This window comes from Streptomyces sp. NPDC000410 (assembly GCF_040300305.1).
Lineage (GTDB): Bacteria > Actinomycetota > Actinomycetes > Streptomycetales > Streptomycetaceae > Streptomyces.
In genome coordinates this window covers 88,648-112,603 of the sequence record NZ_JBEPDM010000003.1, presented here as the reverse complement: position 1 = coordinate 112,603, position 23,956 = coordinate 88,648, and the positions used below count along the sequence as shown (strand labels likewise).

Annotated in this window: 23 protein-coding genes, 1 tRNA gene and 2 pseudogenes; 5 read left to right on the top strand and 21 right to left on the bottom strand. The window is 70.4% G+C overall.

The window, feature by feature from the left end:
• Positions 1 to 15: 15 nt before the first annotated feature.
• Both ABT342_RS05895 and ABT342_RS05890 read right to left on the bottom strand, forming a co-directional pair.
• The gene (locus ABT342_RS05895; protein WP_502965474.1) at positions 16 to 2,370 is read right to left on the bottom strand and encodes an MFS transporter; all 2,355 of its coding nucleotides are present in this window, start codon (positions 2,368 to 2,370) and stop codon (positions 16 to 18) included.
• Positions 2,371 to 2,398: 28 nt separating this feature from the next.
• The gene (locus tag ABT342_RS05890; protein ID WP_351567581.1) at positions 2,399 to 2,884 is read right to left on the bottom strand and encodes a MarR family winged helix-turn-helix transcriptional regulator; all 486 of its coding nucleotides are present in this window, start codon (positions 2,882 to 2,884) and stop codon (positions 2,399 to 2,401) included.
• A 237-nt stretch (positions 2,885 to 3,121) separates the two neighbouring features.
• Between ABT342_RS05890 and ABT342_RS05885 the strand changes: the two genes are divergently transcribed.
• Positions 3,122 to 3,337: a hypothetical protein gene (locus ABT342_RS05885; protein WP_351567578.1), complete on the top strand. Its 216-nt coding sequence runs from the start codon at positions 3,122 to 3,124 to the stop codon at positions 3,335 to 3,337.
• Between the two features lie 4 nt (positions 3,338 to 3,341).
• Here the strand turns inward: ABT342_RS05885 and ABT342_RS05880 are convergent, their stop codons facing one another.
• The 8 genes from ABT342_RS05880 to ABT342_RS05845 form a co-directional block, all read right to left on the bottom strand.
• Positions 3,342 to 4,091 (bottom strand): hypothetical protein, encoded by a 750-nt coding sequence (locus tag ABT342_RS05880; RefSeq protein WP_351567575.1) that lies wholly within the window; start codon positions 4,089 to 4,091, stop codon positions 3,342 to 3,344.
• A 744-nt stretch (positions 4,092 to 4,835) separates the two neighbouring features.
• Positions 4,836 to 5,795, bottom strand: coding sequence for an RNA polymerase sigma factor SigF (locus ABT342_RS05875; protein ID WP_351567572.1), 960 nt, complete (start codon positions 5,793 to 5,795; stop codon positions 4,836 to 4,838).
• 234 nt (positions 5,796 to 6,029) lie between these two features.
• Complete coding sequence (locus tag ABT342_RS05870; RefSeq protein WP_502965470.1) at positions 6,030 to 6,881, bottom strand: RNA polymerase sigma factor SigF; 852 nt, start codon at positions 6,879 to 6,881, stop codon at positions 6,030 to 6,032.
• Between the two features lie 233 nt (positions 6,882 to 7,114).
• Positions 7,115 to 7,279, bottom strand: a complete 165-nt coding sequence (locus ABT342_RS05865) for a hypothetical protein (RefSeq protein ID WP_351567566.1) — start codon at positions 7,277 to 7,279, stop codon at positions 7,115 to 7,117.
• 100 nt (positions 7,280 to 7,379) lie between these two features.
• Positions 7,380 to 7,464: transfer RNA gene (locus tag ABT342_RS05860), tRNA-Ser, on the bottom strand.
• Positions 7,465 to 7,567: 103 nt separating this feature from the next.
• Positions 7,568 to 7,996: a tRNA adenosine(34) deaminase TadA gene (tadA, locus tag ABT342_RS05855; protein ID WP_351568124.1), complete on the bottom strand. Its 429-nt coding sequence runs from the start codon at positions 7,994 to 7,996 to the stop codon at positions 7,568 to 7,570.
• A 47-nt stretch (positions 7,997 to 8,043) separates the two neighbouring features.
• On the bottom strand, positions 8,044 to 8,586 hold the full coding sequence (locus ABT342_RS05850; protein WP_351567563.1) for a tRNA adenosine deaminase-associated protein: 543 nt from the start codon (positions 8,584 to 8,586) through the stop codon (positions 8,044 to 8,046).
• Between the two features lie 134 nt (positions 8,587 to 8,720).
• Positions 8,721 to 8,942 carry a hypothetical protein gene (locus tag ABT342_RS05845; RefSeq protein ID WP_351567560.1) on the bottom strand — a complete coding sequence of 74 codons (222 nt, stop codon included), beginning with the start codon at positions 8,940 to 8,942 and terminating at the stop codon, positions 8,721 to 8,723.
• 88 nt (positions 8,943 to 9,030) lie between these two features.
• Between ABT342_RS05845 and upp the strand changes: the two genes are divergently transcribed.
• Complete coding sequence (upp, locus tag ABT342_RS05840) at positions 9,031 to 9,666, top strand: uracil phosphoribosyltransferase (RefSeq protein ID WP_351567557.1); 636 nt, start codon at positions 9,031 to 9,033, stop codon at positions 9,664 to 9,666.
• Between the two features lie 194 nt (positions 9,667 to 9,860).
• On the opposite strand, the gene ABT342_RS05835 is transcribed toward upp, so the two are convergent.
• Positions 9,861 to 10,490 (bottom strand): LytR C-terminal domain-containing protein, encoded by a 630-nt coding sequence (locus ABT342_RS05835; RefSeq protein WP_351567554.1) that lies wholly within the window; start codon positions 10,488 to 10,490, stop codon positions 9,861 to 9,863.
• 104 nt (positions 10,491 to 10,594) lie between these two features.
• The gene (locus ABT342_RS05830; protein WP_003999914.1) at positions 10,595 to 10,891 is read right to left on the bottom strand and encodes a type II toxin-antitoxin system VapB family antitoxin; all 297 of its coding nucleotides are present in this window, start codon (positions 10,889 to 10,891) and stop codon (positions 10,595 to 10,597) included.
• Between the two features lie 95 nt (positions 10,892 to 10,986).
• Between ABT342_RS05830 and ABT342_RS05825 the strand changes: the two genes are divergently transcribed.
• The gene (locus ABT342_RS05825) at positions 10,987 to 12,555 is read left to right on the top strand and encodes a helicase HerA-like domain-containing protein (protein WP_351567551.1); all 1,569 of its coding nucleotides are present in this window, start codon (positions 10,987 to 10,989) and stop codon (positions 12,553 to 12,555) included.
• 318 nt (positions 12,556 to 12,873) lie between these two features.
• Here the strand turns inward: ABT342_RS05825 and ABT342_RS05820 are convergent, their stop codons facing one another.
• Together ABT342_RS05820 and ABT342_RS05815 are read right to left on the bottom strand one after the other, a co-directional pair.
• Positions 12,874 to 14,409: a M28 family metallopeptidase gene (locus ABT342_RS05820; RefSeq protein WP_351568121.1), complete on the bottom strand. Its 1,536-nt coding sequence runs from the start codon at positions 14,407 to 14,409 to the stop codon at positions 12,874 to 12,876.
• A gap of 160 nt (positions 14,410 to 14,569) precedes the next feature.
• Positions 14,570 to 15,160 carry an HhH-GPD-type base excision DNA repair protein gene (locus ABT342_RS05815; RefSeq protein ID WP_351567549.1) on the bottom strand — a complete coding sequence of 197 codons (591 nt, stop codon included), beginning with the start codon at positions 15,158 to 15,160 and terminating at the stop codon, positions 14,570 to 14,572.
• Positions 15,161 to 15,366: 206 nt separating this feature from the next.
• Here ABT342_RS05815 and ABT342_RS05810 point away from each other — a divergent pair, with 206 nt between their 5' ends.
• On the top strand, positions 15,367 to 16,227 hold the full coding sequence (locus ABT342_RS05810; protein ID WP_351567546.1) for an NAD(P)-dependent oxidoreductase: 861 nt from the start codon (positions 15,367 to 15,369) through the stop codon (positions 16,225 to 16,227).
• An 18-nt stretch (positions 16,228 to 16,245) separates the two neighbouring features.
• Here the strand turns inward: ABT342_RS05810 and ABT342_RS05805 are convergent, their stop codons facing one another.
• The 3 genes and pseudogenes from ABT342_RS05805 to ABT342_RS05795 all read right to left on the bottom strand — a co-directional run.
• Positions 16,246 to 17,007: a class I SAM-dependent methyltransferase gene (locus ABT342_RS05805; RefSeq protein WP_351567543.1), complete on the bottom strand. Its 762-nt coding sequence runs from the start codon at positions 17,005 to 17,007 to the stop codon at positions 16,246 to 16,248.
• Between the two features lie 149 nt (positions 17,008 to 17,156).
• The gene (locus ABT342_RS05800) at positions 17,157 to 18,398 is read right to left on the bottom strand and encodes a YncE family protein (RefSeq protein WP_351567540.1); all 1,242 of its coding nucleotides are present in this window, start codon (positions 18,396 to 18,398) and stop codon (positions 17,157 to 17,159) included.
• 285 nt (positions 18,399 to 18,683) lie between these two features.
• A pseudogene (locus ABT342_RS05795) lies at positions 18,684 to 18,827 on the bottom strand (IS110 family transposase); the annotation flags it as partial.
• Between the two features lie 61 nt (positions 18,828 to 18,888).
• On the opposite strand from ABT342_RS05795, the pseudogene ABT342_RS05790 reads away from it, so the two are divergent.
• A pseudogene (locus ABT342_RS05790) lies at positions 18,889 to 19,104 on the top strand (IS110 family transposase); the annotation flags it as partial.
• A 79-nt stretch (positions 19,105 to 19,183) separates the two neighbouring features.
• Here ABT342_RS05790 and ABT342_RS05785 read toward each other — a convergent pair.
• The 4 genes from ABT342_RS05785 to ABT342_RS05770 form a co-directional block, all read right to left on the bottom strand.
• Positions 19,184 to 20,383 carry an RNA-guided endonuclease InsQ/TnpB family protein gene (locus ABT342_RS05785; RefSeq protein ID WP_351567537.1) on the bottom strand — a complete coding sequence of 400 codons (1,200 nt, stop codon included), beginning with the start codon at positions 20,381 to 20,383 and terminating at the stop codon, positions 19,184 to 19,186.
• Between the two features lie 382 nt (positions 20,384 to 20,765).
• Positions 20,766 to 21,575: a CAP domain-containing protein gene (locus ABT342_RS05780; protein ID WP_351567535.1), complete on the bottom strand. Its 810-nt coding sequence runs from the start codon at positions 21,573 to 21,575 to the stop codon at positions 20,766 to 20,768.
• Between the two features lie 362 nt (positions 21,576 to 21,937).
• Positions 21,938 to 22,693, bottom strand: coding sequence for a class I SAM-dependent methyltransferase (locus tag ABT342_RS05775; RefSeq protein WP_351567532.1), 756 nt, complete (start codon positions 22,691 to 22,693; stop codon positions 21,938 to 21,940).
• Between the two features lie 63 nt (positions 22,694 to 22,756).
• Positions 22,757 to 23,956 carry an aminotransferase class V-fold PLP-dependent enzyme gene (locus ABT342_RS05770; RefSeq protein ID WP_351567529.1) on the bottom strand — a complete coding sequence of 400 codons (1,200 nt, stop codon included), beginning with the start codon at positions 23,954 to 23,956 and terminating at the stop codon, positions 22,757 to 22,759.

Sequence of the window (23,956 nt, the reverse complement as noted above, 5' to 3'; positions counted from 1 at the left end):
CGCCCGGGGGTCTGGTCACTCGCCGGGGTGGGCGAGTTCGATGTCGTGGCCGTCGACGCCGCGGCCGGCCACCGTGAGGGCTCCGGCCACCGGCGGGTAACCGGTCGCGATGACCGTGTACTCGCCCGCGTCCAGGTCGGCGAAGGCGTACGCGCCGTCCTCGCCGGTCATCGCCGTGGCGACCACGTTCCCCGCGCCGTCCACGAGGGTCACCCGGGCGTCGGCCAGCGGGCGGCGGTCCGCCCCCGCCCGTACGACGCCCTGGAGCAGGGCCCCGGCGTACAGGGCGGCCTCGATCCGGGTCACGCCGTGGCCGCTGATCTCCACCGGCAGGGCCAGCGGCCGGTACCCGGCGGCGTTCACCGCGACGGTCACGGCGCCCGGCACCAGCTCGGCGAAGGCGAAGCCGCCGTCCTCGCCGGACTTCCCGGTGGCCAGCACGTCGCCCCGTACGTCGGTCACGATCACCATGGCGTCCGCCACCGGAGCCCCGCGGTCGGCGGCGACCACGACACCCGCGAGCCCGCTCGTGCCGGCGAGGAGGATGTCGTAGTCCAGCGGCTCGTCCCCGACGACCACCGTGCACGCCTGCGGCTGGAAGCCGTCGGCGGAGGCGATCAGGACGTACGATCCGGCGCCCGGGGCGTCCAGCGCGTACGAGCCGTCGACGTGGGCCATCGCACGGCCCAGCTGGCGCCCGCTCAGCGAGATCAGCGTGACGGCGGCCTGCCCGACCGGGGCGCCTTCGGAGCCGCGCACGACACCGCGCACGACGGTCCCGGTCGTGGCGGCGGCCGTCACGGGCTCAGCGGCCTCGACGGTCCCGACAGGCTCAGCGGCCTCAACGGGCTCGACGGTCTCAGCGGGAGCGGCGGAGCCCTTCAGGGCGACCTCCTTGATGAACAGCGTCACCAGGAACGCCAGCAGCGCGAACGGCGCCGACCACAGGAAGACGTCCGCGACGCCGTGTCCGTACGCGCTCTCCATGACCGTACGGACCGGAGCCGGCAACGCGTCCAGATCCGGGATGCCGCCGCCGCCCGTGCCGCCATGGCCCATCGCCGCGCCCTGCGGGCCGAGCTCGGCGAGCCCGTCCTTGACGTAGTGGGTGACCCGGTTGGCGAGCACGGCACCCAGCGCCGAGACGCCGATCGCACCGCCCAGCGAGCGGAAGAAGGTGATCACGGAGGAGGCCGAGCCGAGGTCCTCGGGCGCCACCTGGTTCTGCGTGCACAGCACCAGGTTCTGCATCATCATGCCGATGCCGAGTCCCATGACGGCCATGTAGACCGCGATGTGCCAGTACTCGGTGTCGTAGCGGATCGTGCCCAGCAGCCCGAGCCCGCCGGTCACCAGCACACCGCCGCTGACCAGCCAGGCCTTCCACCGGCCGGTCTTGGTGATGATCAGACCGCTGACCGTCGACGAGACGAACAGGCCCCCGATCATCGGGATGGTCATGACGCCCGACATCGTCGGCGACTTGTCCCGCGCCAGCTGGAAGTACTGGCTGAAGAAGACCGTGCCGGCGAACATCGCGACGCCCACGAAGAGCGAGGCGAGCGAGGCGAGCGTGATGGTGCGGTTGCGGAACAGCCGCAGCGGGACGATCGGCTCGCTCGCCTTCGCCTCGACGAGGAGGAAGAGCAGGCCGAGGACGAGCGCGCCGCCGGTCATCGCGTACGTCTGCCACGACAGCCACGCGTACTTGTCGCCCGCGAAGGTCACCCAGACCAGCAGCAGGGAGACGGCGGCGCTGATGAGGAAGGCGCCCGCCCAGTCGACCTTGACCTGACGCTTCACGACCGGCAGCTTCAGGGTCTTCTGGAGCACGACGAGCGCGATGAGCGCGAACGGGACGCCGACGTAGAAGCACCAGCGCCAGCCGAGCCACTCGGTGTCGGTGATGACGCCGCCGAGCAGCGGGCCGCCGACCGTTGCGACGGCGAACGTCGCGCCGAGGTAGCCGCTGTACCGGCCGCGCTCGCGCGGGGAGATCATCGCGGCCATGACGACCTGCGCGAGGGCGGTGAGACCGCCGACGCCGATGCCCTGGACGACGCGGCAGGCGATGAGCATGCCGGTGTTCTGGGAGAGACCGGCCACGACCGAGCCCGCCACGTAGATCAGCAGGGCTATCTGGACCAGCAGCTTCTTGGAGAAGAGGTCGGCGAGCTTGCCCCACAGCGGGGTGGTGGCGGTCATCGACAGCAGCGCGGCGGTCACGACCCAGGTGTAGGCGGACTGGCCGCCGCCGAGGTCGGTGATGATCTCCGGCAGGGCGTTGGAGACGATCGTCGAGGACAGGATCGCGACGAACATGCCGAGCAGCAGCCCGGACAGCGCCTCCATGATCTGCCGGTGCGTCATCGGCGCGCCACCGTCGTCACGCGTCGTGTCACGTGTCTTGGCGTGGCCGCCCCGCACACCTGTTGGTGTGGTCGTAGCCATGTACTTCCTTCTCTGTTACGCAGTCGCGGAGGCGGGCCAGCAGCGTGTTCAGCAGGCCTACGTCCTCGTCGGTCCAGTCCTTGAGCGTGCGGGCGAACATGTCCGTCGTCCGCCGCGCCATGTCGTCGAGCAGCTCCTCGCCCGCGGGCGTGATCCGCAGGATGCGGGAGCGCCGGTCGTCCGGGTCGGGGGAGCGCTCGATCCAGCCGCGGTCCACGACGTGGGCGACATGCCGACTGGTGACGGACATGTCCACGGCGAGGAGCTCGGCCAGGCGGCTCATCCGCATCTCCCCGTACCGGCCGACGAGCGCGAGCGCGGCGGCCGAACCGGAAGGGCACTGGGCGGGCAGGACGCGGGCGAGACCCCTCTTCACCGCACCGATGGCGCTGATCTGCCGGGCCAGCTCCTCGTACTGACTCCGATCGGCCATGGGCGCCCCCAGATCATCTTGTTGCTTAGGGCAACGATAGAACCGATTGGTTGCTACAGGCAAATGAAAAGGGGCGTCGGGCGGTAAAGGAACGCCAAAGGATTTGCATGTGCGAGGTCATGTCGCGGGGATATGCCGGGGATATGTCGCGGACATGCGGACATGTTGAGGGCGAGTGGCGAGGGCGCCGAGCCGGGGGTTGGGCCGGATCACCCGGGTTCGCTAGGGTCCTGGACCATGGCACACAACCCCCAAGCGCCGCAGGGTCCCGAGGGCAATTACGACCCCGCGGGCAGCACTCAGATGTTCCGCGCCTTCGTCGACGAGGGCGCGCCGCAGCGCGGCGGCCGGGCCGCCGCGCCCGCGCAGTCCGGTTCCCGGGCCGGGCTGATCGTCGGCGTCGTCGCGGCGATCGCGATCCTCGGCGCGGTGGCCTGGCTGGCGCTGGGCTGATCCGTCAGTTCCCCAGGGCGCTGACGTCCTGCGTCTCGACGTGCATCCCCAGCGGGACCCGCCAGGCGTCCACGCACACGGTGTACGTCTGCTTCCGCACGGCGCCGGCGGCGATGGGCGCGGGCAGCGGCTGAGCCGACTCGATCGTCGCCCAGTCGATGCCGAGCGCCCCGATGATGTGCGTCGCGAAGGTGACGGTGCCCGAACGGACGGGTGAGCCGCCGGTGTTGCGGAACTCCACGGTCACCTTCTCGCACCACCGCTTGTCCGCGGGTGCGCGCGTGTGTCCGGCGACCGACAGCACGGCCGGGCCGGGCGGCGACGGGGGCGGCGGAGCCGGCGGCGCGGGCGCCGGCCTGGACGGCAGCGCGGGGCTCCCGGGCGCCTGAGGGGCGGGCGGAGGCGCTGGGGTTCCTGGGGCCTCCGGGGCCTCCGGGGCCTCCGGGGCCTCCGGGGCCTGCGAGGTGCCCCCGCTCCCCGTACCCGGGCTGCCCGTCGTGTCCGGCGCCGATGGCGTACCGCCGCCCTCCGCCCGTGCGGAGCTTCCCGGTGGAGGCCCGCTGCTTCCGTCGCCCCCGCGGTCCAGCGGTACGAGCACGACCTCGCCCGACGGCGCCACGGCCGCCTTCCCCGTCTCCTCGGGCCCGGCCCCCGCGGCGCCGACCGCGACATAGCCGCCGTCACCGCTCCCGCTGCCACACGCGGTCAGGGCTCCACCGAGGCAGAGCGCGACCACTGCCAATCGCCGTCGCATCGCGCCAGTTTGTCTGACGCCCCGTCAATTAGAAACCCCTGGGCCCCGTGCCGATCCCTGGGGCGGCATGCTGCCCGGCACGGTATGCCGCTCGCCGCGGCGGTCGTCGCCCGGACGGGAGCGTCCACCGGTCATGGTCGTTGACCCCACCGGAGTGCGACACGAGCCGCGCCCGCGGTCACATGGCGCGGCGCGAAGCCGCCGCGCCCGGGGCCCCTGTCCGGTACCACCCGAGGCACGTGCCCGTCTGCGGGCCGGTGGGTGGTTTGTGCCCACCCGTTCCGCCCCGCGGAACGCATGCCCACAAACCACCAGGCCACCGGCCCACCCACCCACGGTCTGCAGGCGGCAGCGGTGTACGGGGTGGGGGCGTGGAGGGTCGGCCCCGCAGGCGTTGGCGGTAATGGCCGGTCAGCGACGTGGAGAGCGGTTTGCCGCCGACGCCGAGGAGTCGAGCCCGGAGGGACCCCGCCCCGCCACCCACCGGTGGCAGCCGGAGCCGGTGACCCCGACCCGGGGCAATCAAACCCGAGGGCCGCCCACCGGTGGCAGCCGGGGACGGTGACCCCGACCCGGGGCAATCAAACCCGAGGGCCGCCCACCGGTGGCAGCCGGGGGCGGTGACCTCGACCCGGGCCAATCAGCCCGAGGGCCGCCCACCGGTGGCAGCCGGGGATCGTGCCTCCGGCCCCAGCGACGGCAGCCGTGGGGGTGTGGGGGTGGCAGCCCCCACACCGCCCAGACTCACTCGCCGATCAGGCCCTCGCGCAGCTGGGACAGCGTCCGGGTCAGCAGTCGGGAGACGTGCATCTGGGAGATGCCGACCTCCTCGCCGATCTGCGACTGCGTCATGTTCGCGAAGAAGCGCAGCATGATGATCTGGCGCTCGCGCGGCGGCAGTTTGGCCAGCAGCGGCTTCAGCGACTCGCGGTACTCGACGCCCTCCAGCGCGCTGTCCTCGTAGCCGAGGCGGTCGGCGAGCGAACCCTCGCCGCCGTCGTCCTCCGGGGACGGCGAGTCCAGCGAGGAGGCGGTGTACGCGTTTCCGACGGCGAGGCCGTCGACCACGTCCTCCTCCGACACCCCGAGCGCCGCCGCGAGTTCGGGCACGGTCGGCGAGCGGTCGAGCTTCTGGGCCAGCTCGTCGCTGGCCTTCGTCAGGGCGAGCCGCAGCTCCTGGAGCCGGCGCGGCACCCGCACCGACCAACTCGTGTCCCGGAAGAAGCGCTTGATCTCCCCGACGACGGTCGGCATCGCGAACGTCGGGAATTCCACGCCCCGTTCGCAGTCGAACCGGTCGATCGCCTTGATCAGCCCGATCGTGCCGACCTGGACGATGTCCTCCATCGGCTCGTTGCGGCTGCGGAAGCGGGCCGCCGCGTACCGCACGAGCGGCAGGTTCAGCTCGATGAGCGTGTCGCGTACGTACGTACGCTCCGGGCTCTCCTGGTCCAGCGTGGCCAGCCGCAGGAAGAGGGAGCGCGAGAGCGTGCGGGTGTCGATCGCGCCCGTCGATTCCACGGACGGCAGGGGCTCCATGGAGCCGACGGACTCCATGGATTCCACGGACCCCGCGGACCCCACAGACCCCATGGGCTCCACCGGCTCGGGCGTCGTAAGCGCGGCGGTCGTGGTCGTGGTCGTGGGCGTGGGAGCGCTCGTCATGAGCGTAAGCACCTTCGAGCTGCCCTGTTCTGCGGACATGCCACCCCCTGGAGGTCGCGGACGGTCGCGTGGGCCGCGACCATCGGAGGAACGCAGCCTCCACCTGAATACCGGAGGCGGGGCCGCGGCAAACGCGGTTCCGGCAGAATGTCACATGTCGGCAACACGCTGTAGTGACTTGTCGACAACAGAGCGTCAAATCACCGCAGGAAAAAGGGGGTCTGCGCCATTTGCGCCACTCAAAGGAGGCCGAAAGGGGTCTACCCCTACTGGTTACGCCTCGATCCTGTTTGCGGATCTCAATCGCGCGAAGCTCCGGGCGAGGAGCCTTGACACATGCATCTGGGACACACCCAGCTCCGCACTGATCTGGGACTGTGTCAGATTGCTGTAGTACCGGAGCAGAAGGATCCGCTGTTCTCGTTCGGGCAGTTGTACGAGCAGATGGCGTACGAGATCACGGTGCTCGACCCCGGCGAGGGCCGGGTCCTCGTAGCCGAGCCGGTCCAGCAACCCCGGCAGCCCGTCGCCCTCCTGGGCGGCCTCCAGTGACGTCGCGTGGTACGAGCGCCCGGCCTCGATGCAGGCGAGGACCTCGTCCTCGGAGATCCTGAGCCGCTCGGCGATCTCGGCGGTCGTGGGGGACCGCCCGTGAGCCGTCGTCAGATCCTCCGTGGCGCCGTTGACCTGCACCCACAGCTCGTGCAGCCGGCGCGGCACGTGCACGGTCCGTACGTTGTCCCGGAAGTACCGCTTGATCTCGCCGACCACGGTCGGCATCGCGAACGTCGGGAACTGCACGCCCCGGTCCGGGTCGAACCGGTCGATCGCGTTGATCAGCCCGATCGTGCCGACCTGGACGACGTCCTCCATCGGCTCGTTGCGGCTGCGGAAGCGGGCGGCCGCGTACCGTACGAGCGGCAGATTCGCCTCGATCAGCGCCGCGCGCACCCGCGTGTGCTCGGGCCCGCCCGGCTCCAGGCCCTTGAGCTGACCGAACAGCACCTGGGTCAGCGCCCGGGTGTCCGCGCCCCGGCTCTGGGGTCTGGCGGCCGGGGCTTCGCCCGGCGTGCTCTCGCTGCTCTCGTTCTGGGGCGGCACTTGAGGCGCAGTACTGGCCGGCACGGTCACGCCACCCCTTCGGTCAACTCATCTCGGTCAACTCATCCGTCAAAAGCGGTCATAGCATCACAAGACATGCCCAGTGGTGCAAGCACCGTATAACGCCGTGTTGACGGCAAGTTGGGGCAATAGAACCCAAAAACCCCCCGCCGTTTCGGCGAGGGGGCAAGGAAGCCGGGGCCCGGAACTCGTGGTCGGCGATCACCCGCGTGGCGAACTCGCGCGACGGTCCTCAGCTAGTTGACGAGCTCCGTCATGAACTCTCCGACACCCTGGGCGGCACTCGATATGCCCTCGAAGCCCACCTGGACGAGGTCGGCGGCCCGGTCGGGGGAATTGATGATCGTGTACAGCACGAAGACCACGACTATGTAGAGAGCGATCTTCTTCGCCTGCACCATCGGTCCTGCCTCCCACGTGCCCTGTGAAGTCGCGTGAGTCTAACCGAGGCCCCTGAACTGGGAAGGGCCCCGACGCTGAACGCCGGGGCCCTTCCAAGAGCGGTAGCGGAGGGATTTGAACCCTCGGTGACTTGCGCCACACTCGCTTTCGAGGCGAGCTCCTTCGGCCGCTCGGACACGCTACCGGGAGAGAGCTTAGCCCAAGGAGGGCCGTGCTCTGAAATCGGATTCCGCCGGAGGGCCCGCGCGGCTCCGCCGGAGGGCCTGTGAGGCTCCGGCGGGCGGCCCTCAGCGGTCCCGGAAGAACCCCGTCAGCTGCTCCGCGCACTCGTCCTCCAGGACGCCGTGGATCACCTCGGGGCGGTGGTTGAGCCGCCGGTCCCGTACGACGTCCCAGAGCGACCCGGCCGCGCCCGCCTTCTCGTCCCGGGCGCCGTAGACCACCCGGTCCACCCGGGAGAGGACGATGGCGCCCGCGCACATCGTGCACGGTTCGAGCGTCACGACGAGCGTGCAGCCGGTCAGCCGCCACTCCCCGAGCTTCGCGGCAGCCCGGCGGACCGCCAGCACCTCGGCGTGTGCGGTCGGGTCGCCGGTCAGCTCGCGTTCGTTGTGGCCGGTGGCGAGCAGGGCCCCGTCCGGGCCGAGGACGACGGCGCCGACCGGTACGTCACCGGTCAGCGCCGCGCTCGCGGCCTCCTCCAGCGCGAGACGCATCGGCGCCTCCCACGGAGTGCGTACGGGGTCGGGCAGGGCGTCGGACACTAGCGGACGGCTTCCAGTACTTCGGCGGCGCCGAGCGCGTCCGCGATCTCCGGCAGCGCGTCCGTGCCGAGGGTCAGCAGGGTCTTAACGGACATGCCCAGGTCGGCGAGGATCTCCAGATCCCCGGCCGGCCCGGACGGAACGAACTCCGCCGACACGGCCTCGTCGTCGGCGTCGGTCTCCTCCTCGTTCTCCGCGACGGGCTCGCCGTCCTCGGTTCCGTCGAGGTCGAGGGAGTCCAGGTCGGCGTCGTCGTCGTCCTGGTCCCCGCCCAGCAGTTCAATCGTGAGGATCTCCCCGTACGAGGAGCGGGCGGCCGCGGCCGCGTCCGAGACGTAGATGCGAGGGTCCTCCTCGCCCTCCACGCGGACGACGCCGAACCACGCGCCCTCCTGCTCGATGAAGACGAGCACCGTGTCCTCGTCCACCGACGCTTCCCTGGCCAAGTCGGTCAGATCCGACAGGGTCTCCACATCGTCGAGCTCTGTGTCGCTCGCTTCCCACCCGTCTTCGGTGCGCGCGAGCAGTGCGGCGAAGTACACCGTGACTCTCCCACTGATCAGAGTTGTGACGACCGGCGGTGCTCTTCGTGCCCCGCCCATTCGGCATCGTGGCAGAAAGACGCGCTTCGCGAGAGGTCTTCCGGCGTTGCGTCGTGCACGCGTTCTCCACACGTTCACCAGCGGAAGGTTCGCATGCGCATCGCCTGGCGCATCCTGGCGGCGCGCGCACGGCGTGGCTGCACCCGGTCGCGCAGTGCTTTGGCCTCGTGAAGCTCGCGGAGGAAATGGGCGCGTCGCAGCCTGCGCTCCGCGTCGCTCTCCCGCTCGTCCGTCTTCTGCGGCTCTTCCTGCTCCTCCCGCCGCTCGTGCTGGTCCTGGGTCTCCCGGTCCGGCATCGGCCACACCACCTCAGCGCTGGAAGGGTACGTTCCACCTTCCCTCCGCAGGGGCTGCTGATGCCACCCCCCGGTTACTGTTGGGTCCATGCGGATCCACGTTGTCGACCACCCCCTGGTGGCGCACAAACTCACCACCCTGCGCGACCGGCGCACCGACTCCCCGACCTTCCGGCGCCTCGCCGACGAGCTGGTGACCCTGCTCGCGTACGAGGCCACCCGGGACGTGCGCACCGAGCAGATCGACATCGAGACCCCGGTGTCGCGGACCACGGGCGTCAAGCTGTCCCGCCCGCGCCCGCTCGTGGTGCCGATCCTGCGGGCCGGGCTCGGCATGCTCGACGGCATGGTGCGGCTGCTGCCGACCGCCGAGGTGGGCTTCCTCGGGATGATCCGCAACGAGGAGACCCTGGAGGCGTCGACGTACGCGACGCGCATGCCGGAGGACCTCTCGGGCCGCCAGGTGTACGTCCTCGACCCGATGCTGGCGACCGGCGGCACGCTGGTCGCGGCGATCCAGGAGCTGATCAAGCGCGGCGCGGACGACGTGACCGCGGTCGTGCTGCTGGCGGCGCCCGAGGGCGTCGAGGTGATGGAGCGCGAACTCGCGGGCGCGCCGGTCACCGTGGTCACGGCCTCGGTCGACGAGCGGCTCAACGAGCACGGCTACATCGTCCCCGGCCTGGGCGACGCGGGCGACCGGATGTACGGCTCGGCGGAATAGAGCCTCGCGGCGGCCCGGGGCCAGGGGCTCGGGGCCGTGGTTCAGCGGCCCGATGCTCAGGCGTCAGGGCCGCGGGTCAGCGGCTCGGGGCCGTGGTTCAGCGGCCCGATACCCAGGCGTCAGGGGCACGGGCCGGGCTCGGGTCGCATGCTCCGGCCTTCGGCCTCAGGGCCGCGGGTCAGCGGGTCAGCGGCTCAGCACTGGCCCGCCGCGGGCTTCGGCGGGGTGGCCAGCTCGGCCAGGGCCTTGTCCGACGCCGCCTTCACGGTCAGCGCCCGGAAGGCCGTACCCAGGATCAGATCGACGTCCGTGCTCGTGCGGGTGTCGGTCTTGATCTGGGCCCCGGCGAGCTGCGTGGAGAGCACCCGGAACGGACCTTCCTGCGCGCTCGGGGCGCCCAGCAGGATCCCGGGGCCGGGGACCTTCTTGTCGTACGCCGTCGGTGCGTTGCCCACCTTGCCGATGGCGAAGCCGCGCTTCTTGAGCTCGTCGGCGGTCGTCTTGGCGAGGCCCGAGCGCGGGGTGGCGTTGTAGACGTTCACCATGACCCGGCTGGGCTTGGGGGGCATCGGGGCGGCGGAGGCGATCGCCTGGGGCCGGCAGTCGGCCGCCTGGCCCTTGGTCGCGGTGCTGCCGCTCGGCCCGTCGCCTGTGAAGGCGTCGATGAGCTGCAGAGTCCCCCAGCCGACGAGGCCGAGGGTGGCCGCGCCCGCGACAGCCGCGAGCGCGATCCTGCGGCGGCGGTGAGGGCGGCGCATACGTGGATACGCGTTGCCCGTAATGCGGTACTTTCCGCCCATGCCTGGGGGAGTGAGCATGCTCATGGGCGCAGCGTAATGCGGTCCCGCGGCTCTGCCTACTTAACGATCATCGGACTGCGTCCGTACGGCTCCGAAACCGCACCCGAACGGGCCAGCGGGCCGGTGGGTCAGTCCAGCTCCAGGACGCGGGCGTGCAGCACCTGGCGCTGCTGGAGCGCGGCGCGCACCGCGCGATGCAGCCCGTCCTCCAGGTACAGATCGCCCTGCCACTTCACGACGTGCGCGAAGAGGTCGCCGTAGAACGTCGAGTCCTCGGCGAGCAGGGTTTCGAGATCGAGCTGGCCCTTGGTGGTCACGAGCTGATCGAGGCGGACCGGGCGCGGCGCGACATCCGCCCACTGTCGGGTGGATTCCCGGCCGTGGTCGGGATACGGCCGCCCGTTACCGATGCGCTTGAAGATCACACGGAAAGCCTACCGGGCAAGCGGCTGTCGGCGCAGCCACGCGGCCGCAGTGCAATGCTGGCCAAAACACCGCAAAACCGGAATTGGGGCCTGTGATGACCGACGCCGCGCAGCCACCGCCCGCCCTCGGCCCCGAAGCGACGAAGATCGCTGCCGGTTACGCCTTCTCCGGGCCCGCGCTCGACCTCGGCGCCCTGCTCTGGGACGGGCAGTGCCACCCCGGCGCGCAGATCCGGATTCCGCTCGGCATGCTCAACCGGCACGGTCTGGTCGCTGGGGCCACCGGCACCGGCAAGACCAAGACCCTCCAGCTGATCGCCGAACAGCTCTCCGCGAACGGCGTCCCGGTCTTCCTCGCCGACATCAAGGGCGACGTCTCGGGCATCTCGGCCCCCGGCGAGGGCGGCGGGAAGGCCCTTGAGCGGGCGGCGCAGGTGGGCCAGGAGTGGCAGGCCGCGGGCTTTCCGTGTGCGTTCTACGCGCTCGGCGGGATCGGCACCGGCATTCCGATCCGGGCCACGGTGACGGACTTCGGGCCCGTACTGCTGGCGAAGGTGCTGGAGCTGAACCAGACCCAGGAGCAGTCGCTCGGCCTGATCTTCCACTACGCCGACGCCAAGGGGCTGGAGCTGGTGGATCTGAAGGATCTGCGGGCGGTGGTGGCCTTCCTGGTGTCCGACACCGGAAAGCCGGAGCTCAAGAACATCGGCGGGCTGTCGACCGTCACGGCCGGGGTGATCCTGCGGGCCCTCACGGCGTTCGAGCAGCAGGGCGCGGGGGACTTCTTCGGCGAGCCCGAGTACGACACGAGCGAGCTGCTGCGTACGGCGCCGGACGGGCGCGGGCTCGTCTCCGTACTGGAGCTGCCCGCCGTGCAGGACAAGCCGCAGCTCTTCTCGACGTTCCTGATGTGGCTGCTCGCGGATCTCTACGGCGACCTGCCGGAGGTCGGGGACGTGGACAAACCGAAGCTGGTCTTCTTCTTCGACGAGGCGCACCTGCTGTTCAACGGAGCGTCGAAGGCGTTCCTGGAGGCGATCACCCAGACCGTACGGCTGATTCGCTCGAAGGGGGTCGGAGTCTTCTTCGTGACCCAGACCCCGAAGGACGTACCGGGCGATGTGCTGGCGCAGCTCGGCAACCGGGTGCAGCACGCGCTGCGGGCGTTCACGCCGGACGACGCGAAGGCGCTGAAGGCGACGGTGCGTACGTTTCCCCGGTCGGCGTACGACCTGGAGGAGGTGCTCACCTCGCTCGGCATCGGCGAGGCGGTCGTCACCGTCCTGAGCGAGACGGGCGCGCCGACGCCGGTGGCGGCGACCCGGCTGCGGGCGCCGCAGTCGCTGATGGGGCCGGTGGAGGGGGCGGCGCTGGAGGGGGCGGTGAAGGCGTCGCCGCTGTACGGGAGGTATGCGCGGGCGGTCGACCGCGAGTCGGCGTACGAGAAGCTGACGGCGGCGCGGGCCGAGCCCCGGGAGCCGGCCGCCGCGCCTGCGCCTGCGCCTGCCCCCGCGCCCGCCTCGCGACGGGACGATGACGAGTCGCTCGTCGCTCAGGTGGTGGGGAGCGGGCTCTTCAAGTCGCTGGCGCGGTCGGTGGGTACGCAGTTGGGGCGCGAGATCTCCCGCTCCCTGTTCGGCACGTCGTCCCGCCGGAGGCGGTAGGGGGGTAGGGGGCGCCTGCGGCGGGCTTTCTCCCCGCCCCGCCCCTTCCCGAAAACTGGGGGCGGCGCCCCCAGCCCCCCGGTACGGCCTTCGGCCGTGTCCTCAAACGCCGGACGGGCTCCAAAGGAGCCCCGCCGACGATTGAGGCGCGGGGTCTGGGGCGGAGCCCCAGTTCGGGAAGGGGCGGGGCGGGGCGGGGCGGGGAGAAAGCCCCGCGCAGCGGTCCCGCCCGACCCGGCACCCCCGCCCCGCGTACGCGACAGGGCGCCCCCTGGGACCAGCGGTCCCAGGGGGCGCCCCCGTGCGGAGCCGGAGAGGTTACTCCGTCAGCTCGTGGTCGTGGCCGTCGTGGAGGCCGCCGCCGCTGCCCGCGTCGCCGTCCGTCGGGACGGTGGTCACGGGCTTGGTCAGCGAGCTGAGGTCCTGCGCGTACGTGCCGACCGCGTTGGCGATGACGTCGATGTTGACGTCGAAGGCCGTCATGTCGATGTTGTTGATGTCGTCGCACTTCGCGTGGTAGCACGCGTCGTACGCGACCCCGGCCGTACCGCCGAACTTCTCCACCTGCGCCGCGGTCTTGATGCCCTCGGCGCCGGTGAACGTACCGCCGGACGGGATGCCCGCCTCGACGAACGGGCCGTAGTCGGAGCGGCCGGTGAAGTCCGTGCCCGCGTGCGGCTTGCCCTGCTGGTCGAGGAAGACGTTGATGTCGCGCTCGAGCTGGGCGGAACCGGCCGGGCCCGCCGGCGCGCCGACGCCGTCGGAGTCGTCGCCGTCGTAGACGAAGAGGCCGTAGTTGGGCGAGGCGATCATGTCGAAGTTCAGGTAGAGCTTGATCTCCTTCTTGCCCAGGTCGCTGAGGTTCGCGACGTAGTGCTCGGAGCCGAGCAGACCGTTCTCCTCGGCGCCCCACCAGGCGAAGCGCACCTTGTTGGCGGGCCGCTTGTGGGACTTGGCGAGCTCCAGGGCGACTTCGAGCAGACCGGCGGAGCCGGAGCCGTTGTCGTTGATGCCGGGGCCCTCGACCACGGAGTCGAGGTGGGAGCCGAGCATCACGGTGTTGGCGGCGTTGCCGTGCCGCGTCTCCGCGATGACGTTGTTGGTGGTGCGCTTCTGCTGGAGCTGGCGGATCTCGAAGGAGATGTTCACCGGCCCCTTGGCGAGGTCGGCGGCGAGCTTCTCGCCGTCGGCGAGCGTGATGCCGCCGGTCGGTATCTTCCCGGAGGCGGGGTCGCCGAGGGTTCCGGAGAGCTTGCCCTCGGTGTTGTTGTAGATCACCGCGCCGACCGCGCCCGCGGCCGCCGCGGCCGACTGCTTGTCGGCGAACGAGCAGCCACCGCGCTTGATCAGGGCGACCTTGCCGGTGAAGGTCCCGGAGGCGTAGTCCCCGGCCTCACAGCCGGTGGTGTCGTCCAGCGGCACCGCCACCAGGTCGGTCTGCACCCCGCCGACCGGGGTCGACTTGGTGTACGTCATCGCCGAGATGGTGACATCGCGCGGCGCGGGGGAGACGACCGAGAGCTTCTGGGCCTGGGTCTCGGTGTAGATGAAGTCGAAGGACTGGTACGAGACGTCGTACCCGGCCTTCTTCAGCTGCTGGTACACGTACGCGGCGGACGCGTCGTGGCCCAGCGTGCCGGCGGCGCGGTTGCCTCCGGCACTGTCGGCTATCTGCTGGAACTTCTGCAGATGCTTGTATGCGTCCTTGGCGGACGACTCGCGAACCAGCTTCTTGCTGAGCTTGGCTGCTTCCTTTGCCGCGTGCTTGGCAGGATCCTGCCGCTGAGCGGTGGCGGGGGAGGCGGATGCCAGCAGGAGCGGGGTCGCGAGTGCGGCTGCGGCCACGGTGGCCACTGCTCTGCGATGGGTTGCGTTCACAGAGGTCCTTCCCGGTGCGAACGAGGTTGAGGGGAAGTTAGCGATCTCTGAGGCCTCTGTGAACACATGTGTCACAACTCACGCGATATTTAACCGTATTGACAGCAACATGTACGTCTTCGGGCGTAGGTGTAGGTCATTTGGCGGCCTTCGCCGCGCGCTTCATCTCCTGCTTGTGCGCACGGACCTTGGCGAGCGACTCGGGTCCGGTGATGTCGGCCGCGGAGCGGTACGAGCCCGCCTCGCCGTACGACCCCGCCGCCTCGCGCCAGCCCTCGGGCGTGACGCCGAACTGCTTGCCCAGCAGCGCCAGGAAGATCTGCGACTTCTGCTTGCCGAAGCCGGGCAGCGCGTTCAGCCGTGCGAGCAGCTCCTTGCCGGTGGCCGCGTCCCGCCACAGGGCCGTCGCGTCGCCGTCGTACTCCTGTACGAGGTACTGGCACAGCTGCTGGATCCGCTTGGCCATCGACCCCGGGTAGCGGTGCACCGCGGGCTTCTCGGACAGCAGCGCGGCGAAGGCCTCGGGGTCGTGGGCGGCGATGTCGTGCGCGTCCAGGTCGTCGGTGCCGAGACGCTGGGCGATCGTGTACGGGCCGGCGAAGGCCCACTCCATCGGGACCTGCTGGTCGAGCAGCATGCCGACGAGCGCGGCGAGCGGGCTGCGGCCGAGGAGCTCGTCGGCCTCGGGCTGCTGGGCGAGGTGGATCGTAGGACTCTTGGGGCTCATGCCATCGATGATCTCTCCCGGGTGGCCGCCACGCACGCCGCGTCCGGGGCCTGGACGGCCCCCACGGGCGCCGCTTCCGCCGCTCCGGACGGCGCCACCACGGTCGCCGCGTCCACGGCCGCGGACGGCCGACAGCGTTTCGCCAGTGAACCGACAGCGGCCGGTCGCAGGGTGATCCCGAACCGACACCACGGAGGAGAACCCCCATGAGCAAGCAGCCCGTCACCGTCATCGGCCTCGGCAACCTCGGACACGTCGTCGCCGAGACCTTCCTCGCCCAGGGCCACCCCACCACCGTCTGGAACCGTTCCCCCGCCAAGGCCGACGCCCTCGTCGCCCGGGGCGCCGTCCGCGCGGACACCGTCGCCGAGGCGGTCGCGGCGGGCGAGCTGGTCGTCGTGGTCGTACTCGACCAGGACGTCGCTCGTGAGCTGCTCACCCCCGCGGCCGACGCCCTCAAGGGCAAGGCGCTCCTGAACGTCACCTCCGGTATCCCGGAGTCGGTCCGCGAGCTGGCCGACTGGGTGACCGGGCACGGGGCCGCGTATCTTGCCGGGGCGGTCTACGCCGTACCGCAGACCGTCGGCACGGACGAGGCGTTCGTGCTGCTCAGCGGCTCGCGCGAGACGTACGACAGCTACCTGCCGCAGCTGCGCCTGCTCGGCGACCCGGTCTACGTCGGCGAGGCCGCCGAGCTGGCGTCGGTGTACGACGTCGCCCTGCTCAGCGGGATGTACGGAATGTTCGCCGGGTTCTTCCAGGCCGTCGCGCTCGGCGGCTCCGCCGGGATCGAGGCGGCCCGGATCACCGGGCTGCTGGTGCGCTGGCTGAAGGAGGCGACGCCGATCCTGCCCGCGTTCGCCGAGGAGATCGACGCCGGGAACTACGCCACCGAGACCTCGAACCTCGACATCAACGCGACCGGCCTCGCCCACATCCTGACCGCGACCCGGCAGCAGGGGGTCGGCACCGAGCTGCTGGCGCCGCTCCAGGCGCTGTTCGACCAGCAGATCGCGGCCGGGCACGGCGGCGACAGCCTCTCCCGCACGATCGAGTCACTGCGCTGAGGTCACTCGCGGCCGGGCTCACCCGGGCTTGCGGGCCTCGATGAGGAAGCGGGTGGTGTGCGCGACGAACGGCCCGTCCGCCTGGATCCGGTCGTGCAGCTCGCGCAGCCGCCCCCGGTACCGGGCCACGGTGAAGCCGGGCACCATCCAGACGACCTTGCGCAGGAAGTAGATCACCGCGCCGATGTCGAAGAACTCGGTGCGCAGCCGCTCCGAGCGCAGGTCGGTGATCTCCAGCCCCGCGGCCTGCGCCGCCGCGCTCGCGTCGTCCGGATGGCGGGCGCGGCGTACGTCCTCGGGCTGCGGCCCGAGGAAGTACTCGACCAGCTCGAAGACGCTGGCCGGGCCGACCTGCTGGGAGAGGTACGTACCGCCAGGCCGCAGCACCCGGGCGATCTCCTCCCACCACACGGTCACCGGGTGCCGGCTCGTGACCAGGTCGAAGGCCTCGTCCCCGAACGGCAGCGGCGGCTCGTCCGCGTCCCTGACGACGACCGCGCCCAGGGGGTGGAGCAACCGGGTGGCTTTGGCGACGTTCGGCGGCCAGGACTCGGTGGCGACCATGAGCGGCGGCAGCTTCGGCGCCCCGGCGAGGACCTCCCCGCCGCCCGTCTGGATGTCGAGGGCGGCCGAGGCCCGCGCCAGCCGTTCGCTCATCAGCCGCTGGTAGCCCCAGGAGGGGCGCTGCTCGGTGGCACGTCCGTCGAGCCAGGAGAAGTCCCAGCCGGCCACGGACACGGATTCGGCCTCGGCCACCAGGTGGTCAAACGTGCGCGTCATGGTCCGATCGTCGCTCCCGGCCAGGACGTACGCCAATGGTTTCCGCGCTGGTCAGGAGGGTCGGTCAGGACGGTCGGTCAGGACGGTCGGTCGGGCCTGACGCGCCGGTCAGGACGTGCCGGTTACGGCGGTCGGTCCGGACGCGCCGGTCAGGACGACGGGCCCGACCAGTCGGCCGGCACATGGCCGAGCCGCACCCGCTGCGGATGGTCGCCGACCGGGACCGACGCCACCTTCCGCCCGGTCGCGAAGTCGATCGCGGTCACCCGGTCGGTGCCGCTCTCGGAGACGACGCAGGACTTCCCGTCACCGCTGACGGTCGCCCAGTACGGCTTCGACGCGGCGATCAGCGGCCCTTCCTGGAGGGTCGCCCGGTCGACGACGGCCGCGTAGTCGTCCATCGTCCCGGCGACGCACAGCTTGTCCCCCTTCGGGCTCATCGAGATCCCGTGGTGGCGGGAGTCGTTGACCCAGGTGGTCCGCTCCTCGCTGGTGTCCGGGTTCTTGGGGAGGACCTTCTGGCGGGTGATGCGGTCGCCGGCGACGTCGTACTCGAGGAAGCCGTTGAAGAAGGAAACCTGGAAGTAGAGCGTGGACTCGTCGGGCGTGAAGGCCACGGGCCGTACGGCATCGGACAGGTCGCCCCGGCCGAACGCGTCCAGCCGCTGCCGCATGTCGATGACCTTCACCGTTTCGTAGGTGTGCGCGTCCACGACGGTGAGCTTGCGGTCGCCCTTCGTCCAGTCGAACAGGGGTGCGTCGAGTGCGGTGTTGACCTCGCCGATCGCGCTGTTCCAGATCTGCTCGCCGTCCGCCGTGAAGACGTTCTCGTGGGGCTTGTCGCCGGTCTTGAACGAGCCGGTCTGGCGCCCGGTGCCGATGTCGAGGACGTGGACGGTGTTGGAGGTCGACGCCGATACGGCGACGCGCTTGCCGTCGGGGGAGACGGCCATGTGGTCGGAGCGGTAACCGGACACGGGGAAGCGCCAGTTGAGCCTGCCGGTCGCGACGTCGATCGAGACCACGTCGGCGAAGCTGGGGCGGGAGACGACGACCGCCGAGCCGTCGGGAGTGGAGTACATGTCGTCGACGTACTGGTCGTGGCCCTCGCCCACGCTCAGCCGGATCCCGAGGAAGTAGGCGAGCTTGACGGGGTTGAGGTGGATTTCCCGCAGCCGCTGGTCCTTGTCCGGGATGACGTTGATACGGCCGATTCTGGCGAGATCGCCGGAGGAGCGGAGCACGTCGGCCGTCCCCTCCCAGTTGTTGCCGACGAACAGCACCTCGCGCAGACCCCCGTCGGCGGCGGGCGGCGGGGGAGCGGGAGCGGGAGCGGCCGCGAGGGAGGCCGTGGTGAGGGCGGCGAGGGCGAGGGAGAGTGCTGTCTTCACGGCGGGCTCCTGGAGGCGTGGGGCAGGAGGGAGACAGGAACTTACTGGGCGGTAAGGTACTGATGGGTCAGATGAATGACCAGACTCCGTACCGGACTTCTGCCGAATGCGTCGCCTGCGGCCATACGGCGCACGCTGACACGGTGGGAGCCACCAATGTTCCACGAGCCGGCCTGGTCCGTCGCGAGGTCAACCCGGCTTAACGAGAAGCCCCCTCGCTTACGGGGGGGTGTCTCTATGTCTTTCGTCAAGGACGTGGTGCCTGGTGTGCGGTGTTTGGGGTGGTCATGCGGCGAGGGTGACGGCGGGCGTTCTGGACTCGTAGAAGGTGCCGTCTCGGAGCATGGCGAAGAGGACGCTGATGCGCTGGCGAGCGAGGCGGAGGAGGGCCTGGGTGTGGGCCTTTCCGCGGGCTCTTTGCCGGTACGTGGATGCGCGAGCACGGTGCCACCGCCATGGCCGGCACGGTCAACAACCCGGAAAGGGTGCGATGTTCGACATCGAAGGCGTGGGCGTCTTCCTCGGGATGGACGTCGGCAAGACCGCCCATCACGGTCACGGACTCACGCCGGCCGGGAAGAAGGTCTTCGACAAACCGATGCCCAACAGCGAACCCAAACTGCGGGGCGTCTTCGACAAGCTCAAGGCCAAGTTCGGCACCGTCACGCCTTGCTTCTCATGGCCTCGTAGCCGGCCTGCGAGCCCCTGGAGGACCAGGCCAGGACCACAGGAGGACCATCACCAGATACTTCTTGACTTCTCCCCCTCCTGAAGGTGGGGGATTCTCACGGCTCGCGCCGTGATGCTTTCTGCTTCGTCGCCGACTGCCCGTCCGGAGTTCTCCGTCGAGGTCTTACACCAGCTCCACAGACTGTCACCGCCAGTCCGGCGGCCAGCAGGTTCTTCGCCGCGTTCACGTCCCGGTCGTGGGTCGTGCCGCAGCCGTCACATGTCCAGGTGCGGACGTTGAGCGGCATCCTCTCGGCGAGGGTGCCGCAGTGGGAGCACAGCTTGGAGGAGGGGAACCAGCGGTCCACGACCACGAGGTTCCGCCCGTACCAGGCGGCCTTGTACTCCAGCATGGTGCGCATGTCGCGCCACCCGGCGTCCGAGATGGCTCGGGCCAGACTGTGGTTCTTGACCATGTTGCGCACCGTTAGGTCCTCGATCACGAGCGTTTGGTTTTCGCGCACGAGTCGAGTCGTCAGCTTGTGCAGGTGGTCGCGACGGCGATCGGCGATCCGGGCGTGGATCCTGGCGACCTTACGACGCGCCTTGACCCGGTTCGTTCCGTCGCCCTTCGCTTTCTTCGCCAGACGTCGCTGGGCCAGGGCGAGACGGGCGCGGTCCCGGCGTTCATGCCTGGGGTTGGCGATCTTCTCCCCAGTGGAGAGGGTCAGCAGGTGGTCCAGTCCGGCGTCGATCCCGATGGCCGTGTCCGTGGCGTGGAGCGGCTTCACGGCCCGGTCCTCACACAGCATCGACACGAACCAGCGCCCGGCCGGGTCCTGGGATACGGTCACCGTGGACGGCTGAGCGCCCTCTGGCAGGGGGCGGGACCACACGATGTCCAGCGGCTCCGCCATCTTCGCCAGCGTCAGCTTCCCGTCCCGAAACCGGAACCCCGACGTGGTGTACTCGGCGGACTTGCGGGACTTCTTCCGCGACTTGAAACGCGGGTACTTCGCCCGCTTCCCGAAGAAGTTGGTGAACGCCACCTGCAAGTGCCGCAGCGTCTGCTGGAGCGGAACCGACGACACCTCGGACAGATAGGCCAGTTCCTCGGTCTTCTTCCACGCCGTCAGCATTGCCGACGTGGCGTTGTAGTTGACCCGTTCCTGACGCGCCCACGCCTCGGTGCGGGCCGCGAGTGCCATGTTGTAGACCTTACGCACACACCCGAACGTGCGCGACAGCTCCGCTGCCTGCGCATCCGTCGGATAGAAGCGGTACTTGAACGCCCGCTTCACGTGGCTCGTGGTCACACTCGCAAACTAGTGGGCCTACTGGTCAAGGCCAAACCTGCGGGTCAGGGCACTGCGATCCGCCCAGAGGGCCGAATGCGGCCCGTTGCCCTGCTCCTCAGGAGTCCGGTCCTCCTCCGTAAGCGGGTGGTAACCCCTCCCCGGGCTGAAGCCAGGGGAGGGGTTCTCGACACCTTGCTCATACGAGATTTCGTACGAGACACCTTCGAGAGGCAGGGGGCGGTCAGCGGCAGGGTGGGGCGGCGGCACTTCCGCAGCACGACGACGGCCCGCACACCCCTGGGGGGTCGTGCGGGCTGTCGTCAGGCGGGTTCCCGGATTCACCACCAGCGTCCGCGTGGCGGTCCGGGCCTTTGCTCATGGAAGATCGCGAACAGCTCCCTTATCGGGCCGTTCCGAACTCCTGGCTCCAGTAATTGTTGGGCTGCGCGAGGGCGACGCCGATTTCCTTGAAGGAACAGTCAAGGATGTTGCGCTTGTGGCCGGGGCTGGACATCCAGGCCTGCATCACGCTCTCGGGAGTCTCGTAGCCGTAGGCGACATTCTCGCCGTAGCTGCTCCACTGGTAACCGGCGCGGGTGATCCGGTCGCCCGGATTCGATCCGTCCGAACCCGTGTGGGACATGTTCTTGTGCGCGGCCATGTCCTTGCTGTGGGCCTCGGCGGCCTTGGTCAGCTTCGCGTTGACGGTCAGCGGCGAGCACCCGACCTTGCCGCGCTCGCTGTTGACCAGCTGGACGACCTTGGCGACGGCGCCGGACGCCGGGGCGGTGGACGCCGGGGCGGTCGGCTTCGGCGCGGTGGCCTTGGGGGCGGTCGGCTTCGGGGCGGTGGCCTTGGGCGCGGTGGCCTCGGGCGCGGTGCGCTTCGGGGCGGTGGGCCGCTGCGCCGGAGCGCCCGGGTCCTCGGCGGGGGCCTCGACGGGAGCCTCTCCCTGACCCTCGACGGGTATCTCCATGAGGTCGTCGAGCGGCACCTCGTCGAAGGGCGCCCCGGTCAGGGGCTGCTCGCCCTGTCCGACGAGCTGTCCCGGCTCAAGGACGATCTCCTGGTTCCCGCGCGGGCCCCGAGAGTTCCCCTGCGGGTCGTCCGGGCAAACCGCCATGGCGGCGGAGGGAACACCCACGGCGCCGATGGCGATGACCGCGACGGCGATCTTCCGGTAGTGCGTCTTCCTGCGGTGCTTCCTCATGCGTGACCTCACTCGATTGGCGCCTTGCAGGCCGTCATTCTTAGAAACCCGGGAAGCGCGGGGCAATGCGATCAATTACTACCGGGATTCGTAGTGAAGGGCGCGTCTTGAAATGGGTCCATGGGCGTGCTGGCCGGTATCGGCGAATTGCCGGGAACTCTGTCACTCCGTCAGAAGCCGCTATATGCCGAAGGGGAGGGCAAATGGATCGAGGGGAGCGAATGGGGCACCGCGAAGCGGGGGCTATGTCGATGCCAAGATGGACAAAGTCGGATATGTCGCCGCGCCCGCCATCTACTATTCAGCTGGCGTAGTGCCCGAACCGGAGGTGACGGATGTCACGGAACCGCAGGGCAACCATCTCAACGGACGGCGACCAGCACATGGCTGTTGCCGAACTGCCACACGGCTCCGACGTGCTGGAACCCCGCCTCGCGCAGCAGCGCGACGTGCCCGGAGAGGGTCAGGTCGTTCCCCTCGCAGTGCGGATGCCGGTCCTGTCCGCGCCGCGAGAGCAGGGGCGCCAGCTCCGGATCGGCGGCCGCGCCCGACCACCAGGACTCCCAGTCCTCGTGGGTGAACGCCAGCTGGCGTTCCGCGTGGCGGCGCCCGATGTCGACGGCGAGTTCACGGATCCCCGCCGCGTCGGGACCGATGTGGTCGCCGTTGACGAGTACGCCGCCGGGGCGCAGCCGCCCGGCCAGTTCCCGGTAGACCCGCCGCAGGGTGTGCTCGCCGAGGTAGTGCAGGGCCGTCGTCGACACGGCCGCGTCGACCGGGCGGTCCAGGCCGAGCGCGTCGAGCCAGCCGGGCTCCCCGATCACCGCCTCGACGTAGCGCAGGGCCGGCCCGTAGTGGGCGCTCCCCAGCTCCAGCAGCAGCGGGTCCGCGTCGACGGCCAGCACCTCGGCGGCCGGCAGCCGGCCGGCCAGCCGGGCCGCCAGGGATCCCGGGCCGCTTCCCAGGTCCAGGACCAGCGGTGCGGGCCGGCCGAGCGTCATGTGCTCGACCACGTCCGCGATGACCGTGAATCTCTCCTCGCGGTCGACCGCGTACCGCTGCTGCTGGCACTCCCAGCGCTCCACCCATCGCGCGGCCGTCACCGTGCTCATGCCCATACCGCTCGTGCCGCCTCCGCCGACGTGACCCCCAGACCTCAGATCCCGGCCTGCTAATGGAAATCATTGCAGACTGGCGAGGGTGGTGACCAACTCGGCGATCTCTTCAGGTGTGTTGTGCACATGGAGGCTCACCCGTACGGATCCCTCCTTGTCCCCGGCGCCCGCCTGGCAGTGGCCGTCCGAGCGGACCATGAACCCGTGGCTGAAGAGGATGAAGCCGAGGTCCTGGGAGCCGATCGCGCGGTGCCGGAAGGTCACGATGCTCCTGCGCCGCTGCACCTCGGACCCGGCCGTCAGGCTGGTGCGGCAGCCGAGGACCTCGTAGGCGTCCATCCGGCTCAGCGCGTCGGTCAGCAGCGACGCCAGCGCGACCGTCCAGCGCTCGATCCGGTCCGTCCCCGCGGTGTCCAGCCAGTCGAGCGCCGCCGCCAGGCTCACGATGCCGGCCGTGTTGGGGGTGCCGCTCCACCCGCCGGGGACCAGCCGCGGCCCGCGCAGCCCCCGTGCCCAGACCGCGCCCGAGCCCGGCAGGGCCATGGTCTTGTGGCCGGAGAACACCACGAAGTCCACATCGAGCCCGGCCACGGACACCGGCAGGTGGCCGACGCTCTGCGCGGCGTCCAGGCAGATGGGCACGTCCGGGCCGACCACCCGGCGGACGCGGTGCACGTTCATGTCGACGCCGTAGACGTGGTGCACATGCGTGGCGGCCACGAAACGGGTGCGCGGGCCGACGCGTGCGGCGAGCTCCGCCGGGTCGTAGTCGCCGGAGCTCGCCTGGTACGGCAGCTCCCGGACCAGGATCCGCACCCCCTGGCGGGCCAGCAGCTCCCGTACCTCCAGCCACGGCGACAGGTTCGCCTGGTGGTCGGCGAACGGGACGACGATCTCGTCCCCGTCGGTGAGGACGCCGGGCAGCCAGTCCAGCGCGACGGTCCGCAGACCTTGCGTCGCCCCGCTGGTGAAGTGCACGGAGGACCGCCCCGGATCGGGATCGCCCAGGAACCGCTTGACCCGGTCCCGGGCGCCCTCCACCAGCGCGGTCGTGGTGTTGGCCCAGGGGTAGGAGCCTCGGCCCGCGTTCGCGTTCGAGGTGGTCAGATACGTGTGGACGGCGTCCAGGACGGCCTGCGGCTTCTGCGAGGTGGCGGCGCTGTCCAGATACGCCGGCCCCGGACGGCCGGCGAGGATCGGGAACTGGGCGCGCAGCGGACGCTGCCACGGCCGCAACTCGTCGATGACGTCCTCGGGTCCCGCCAC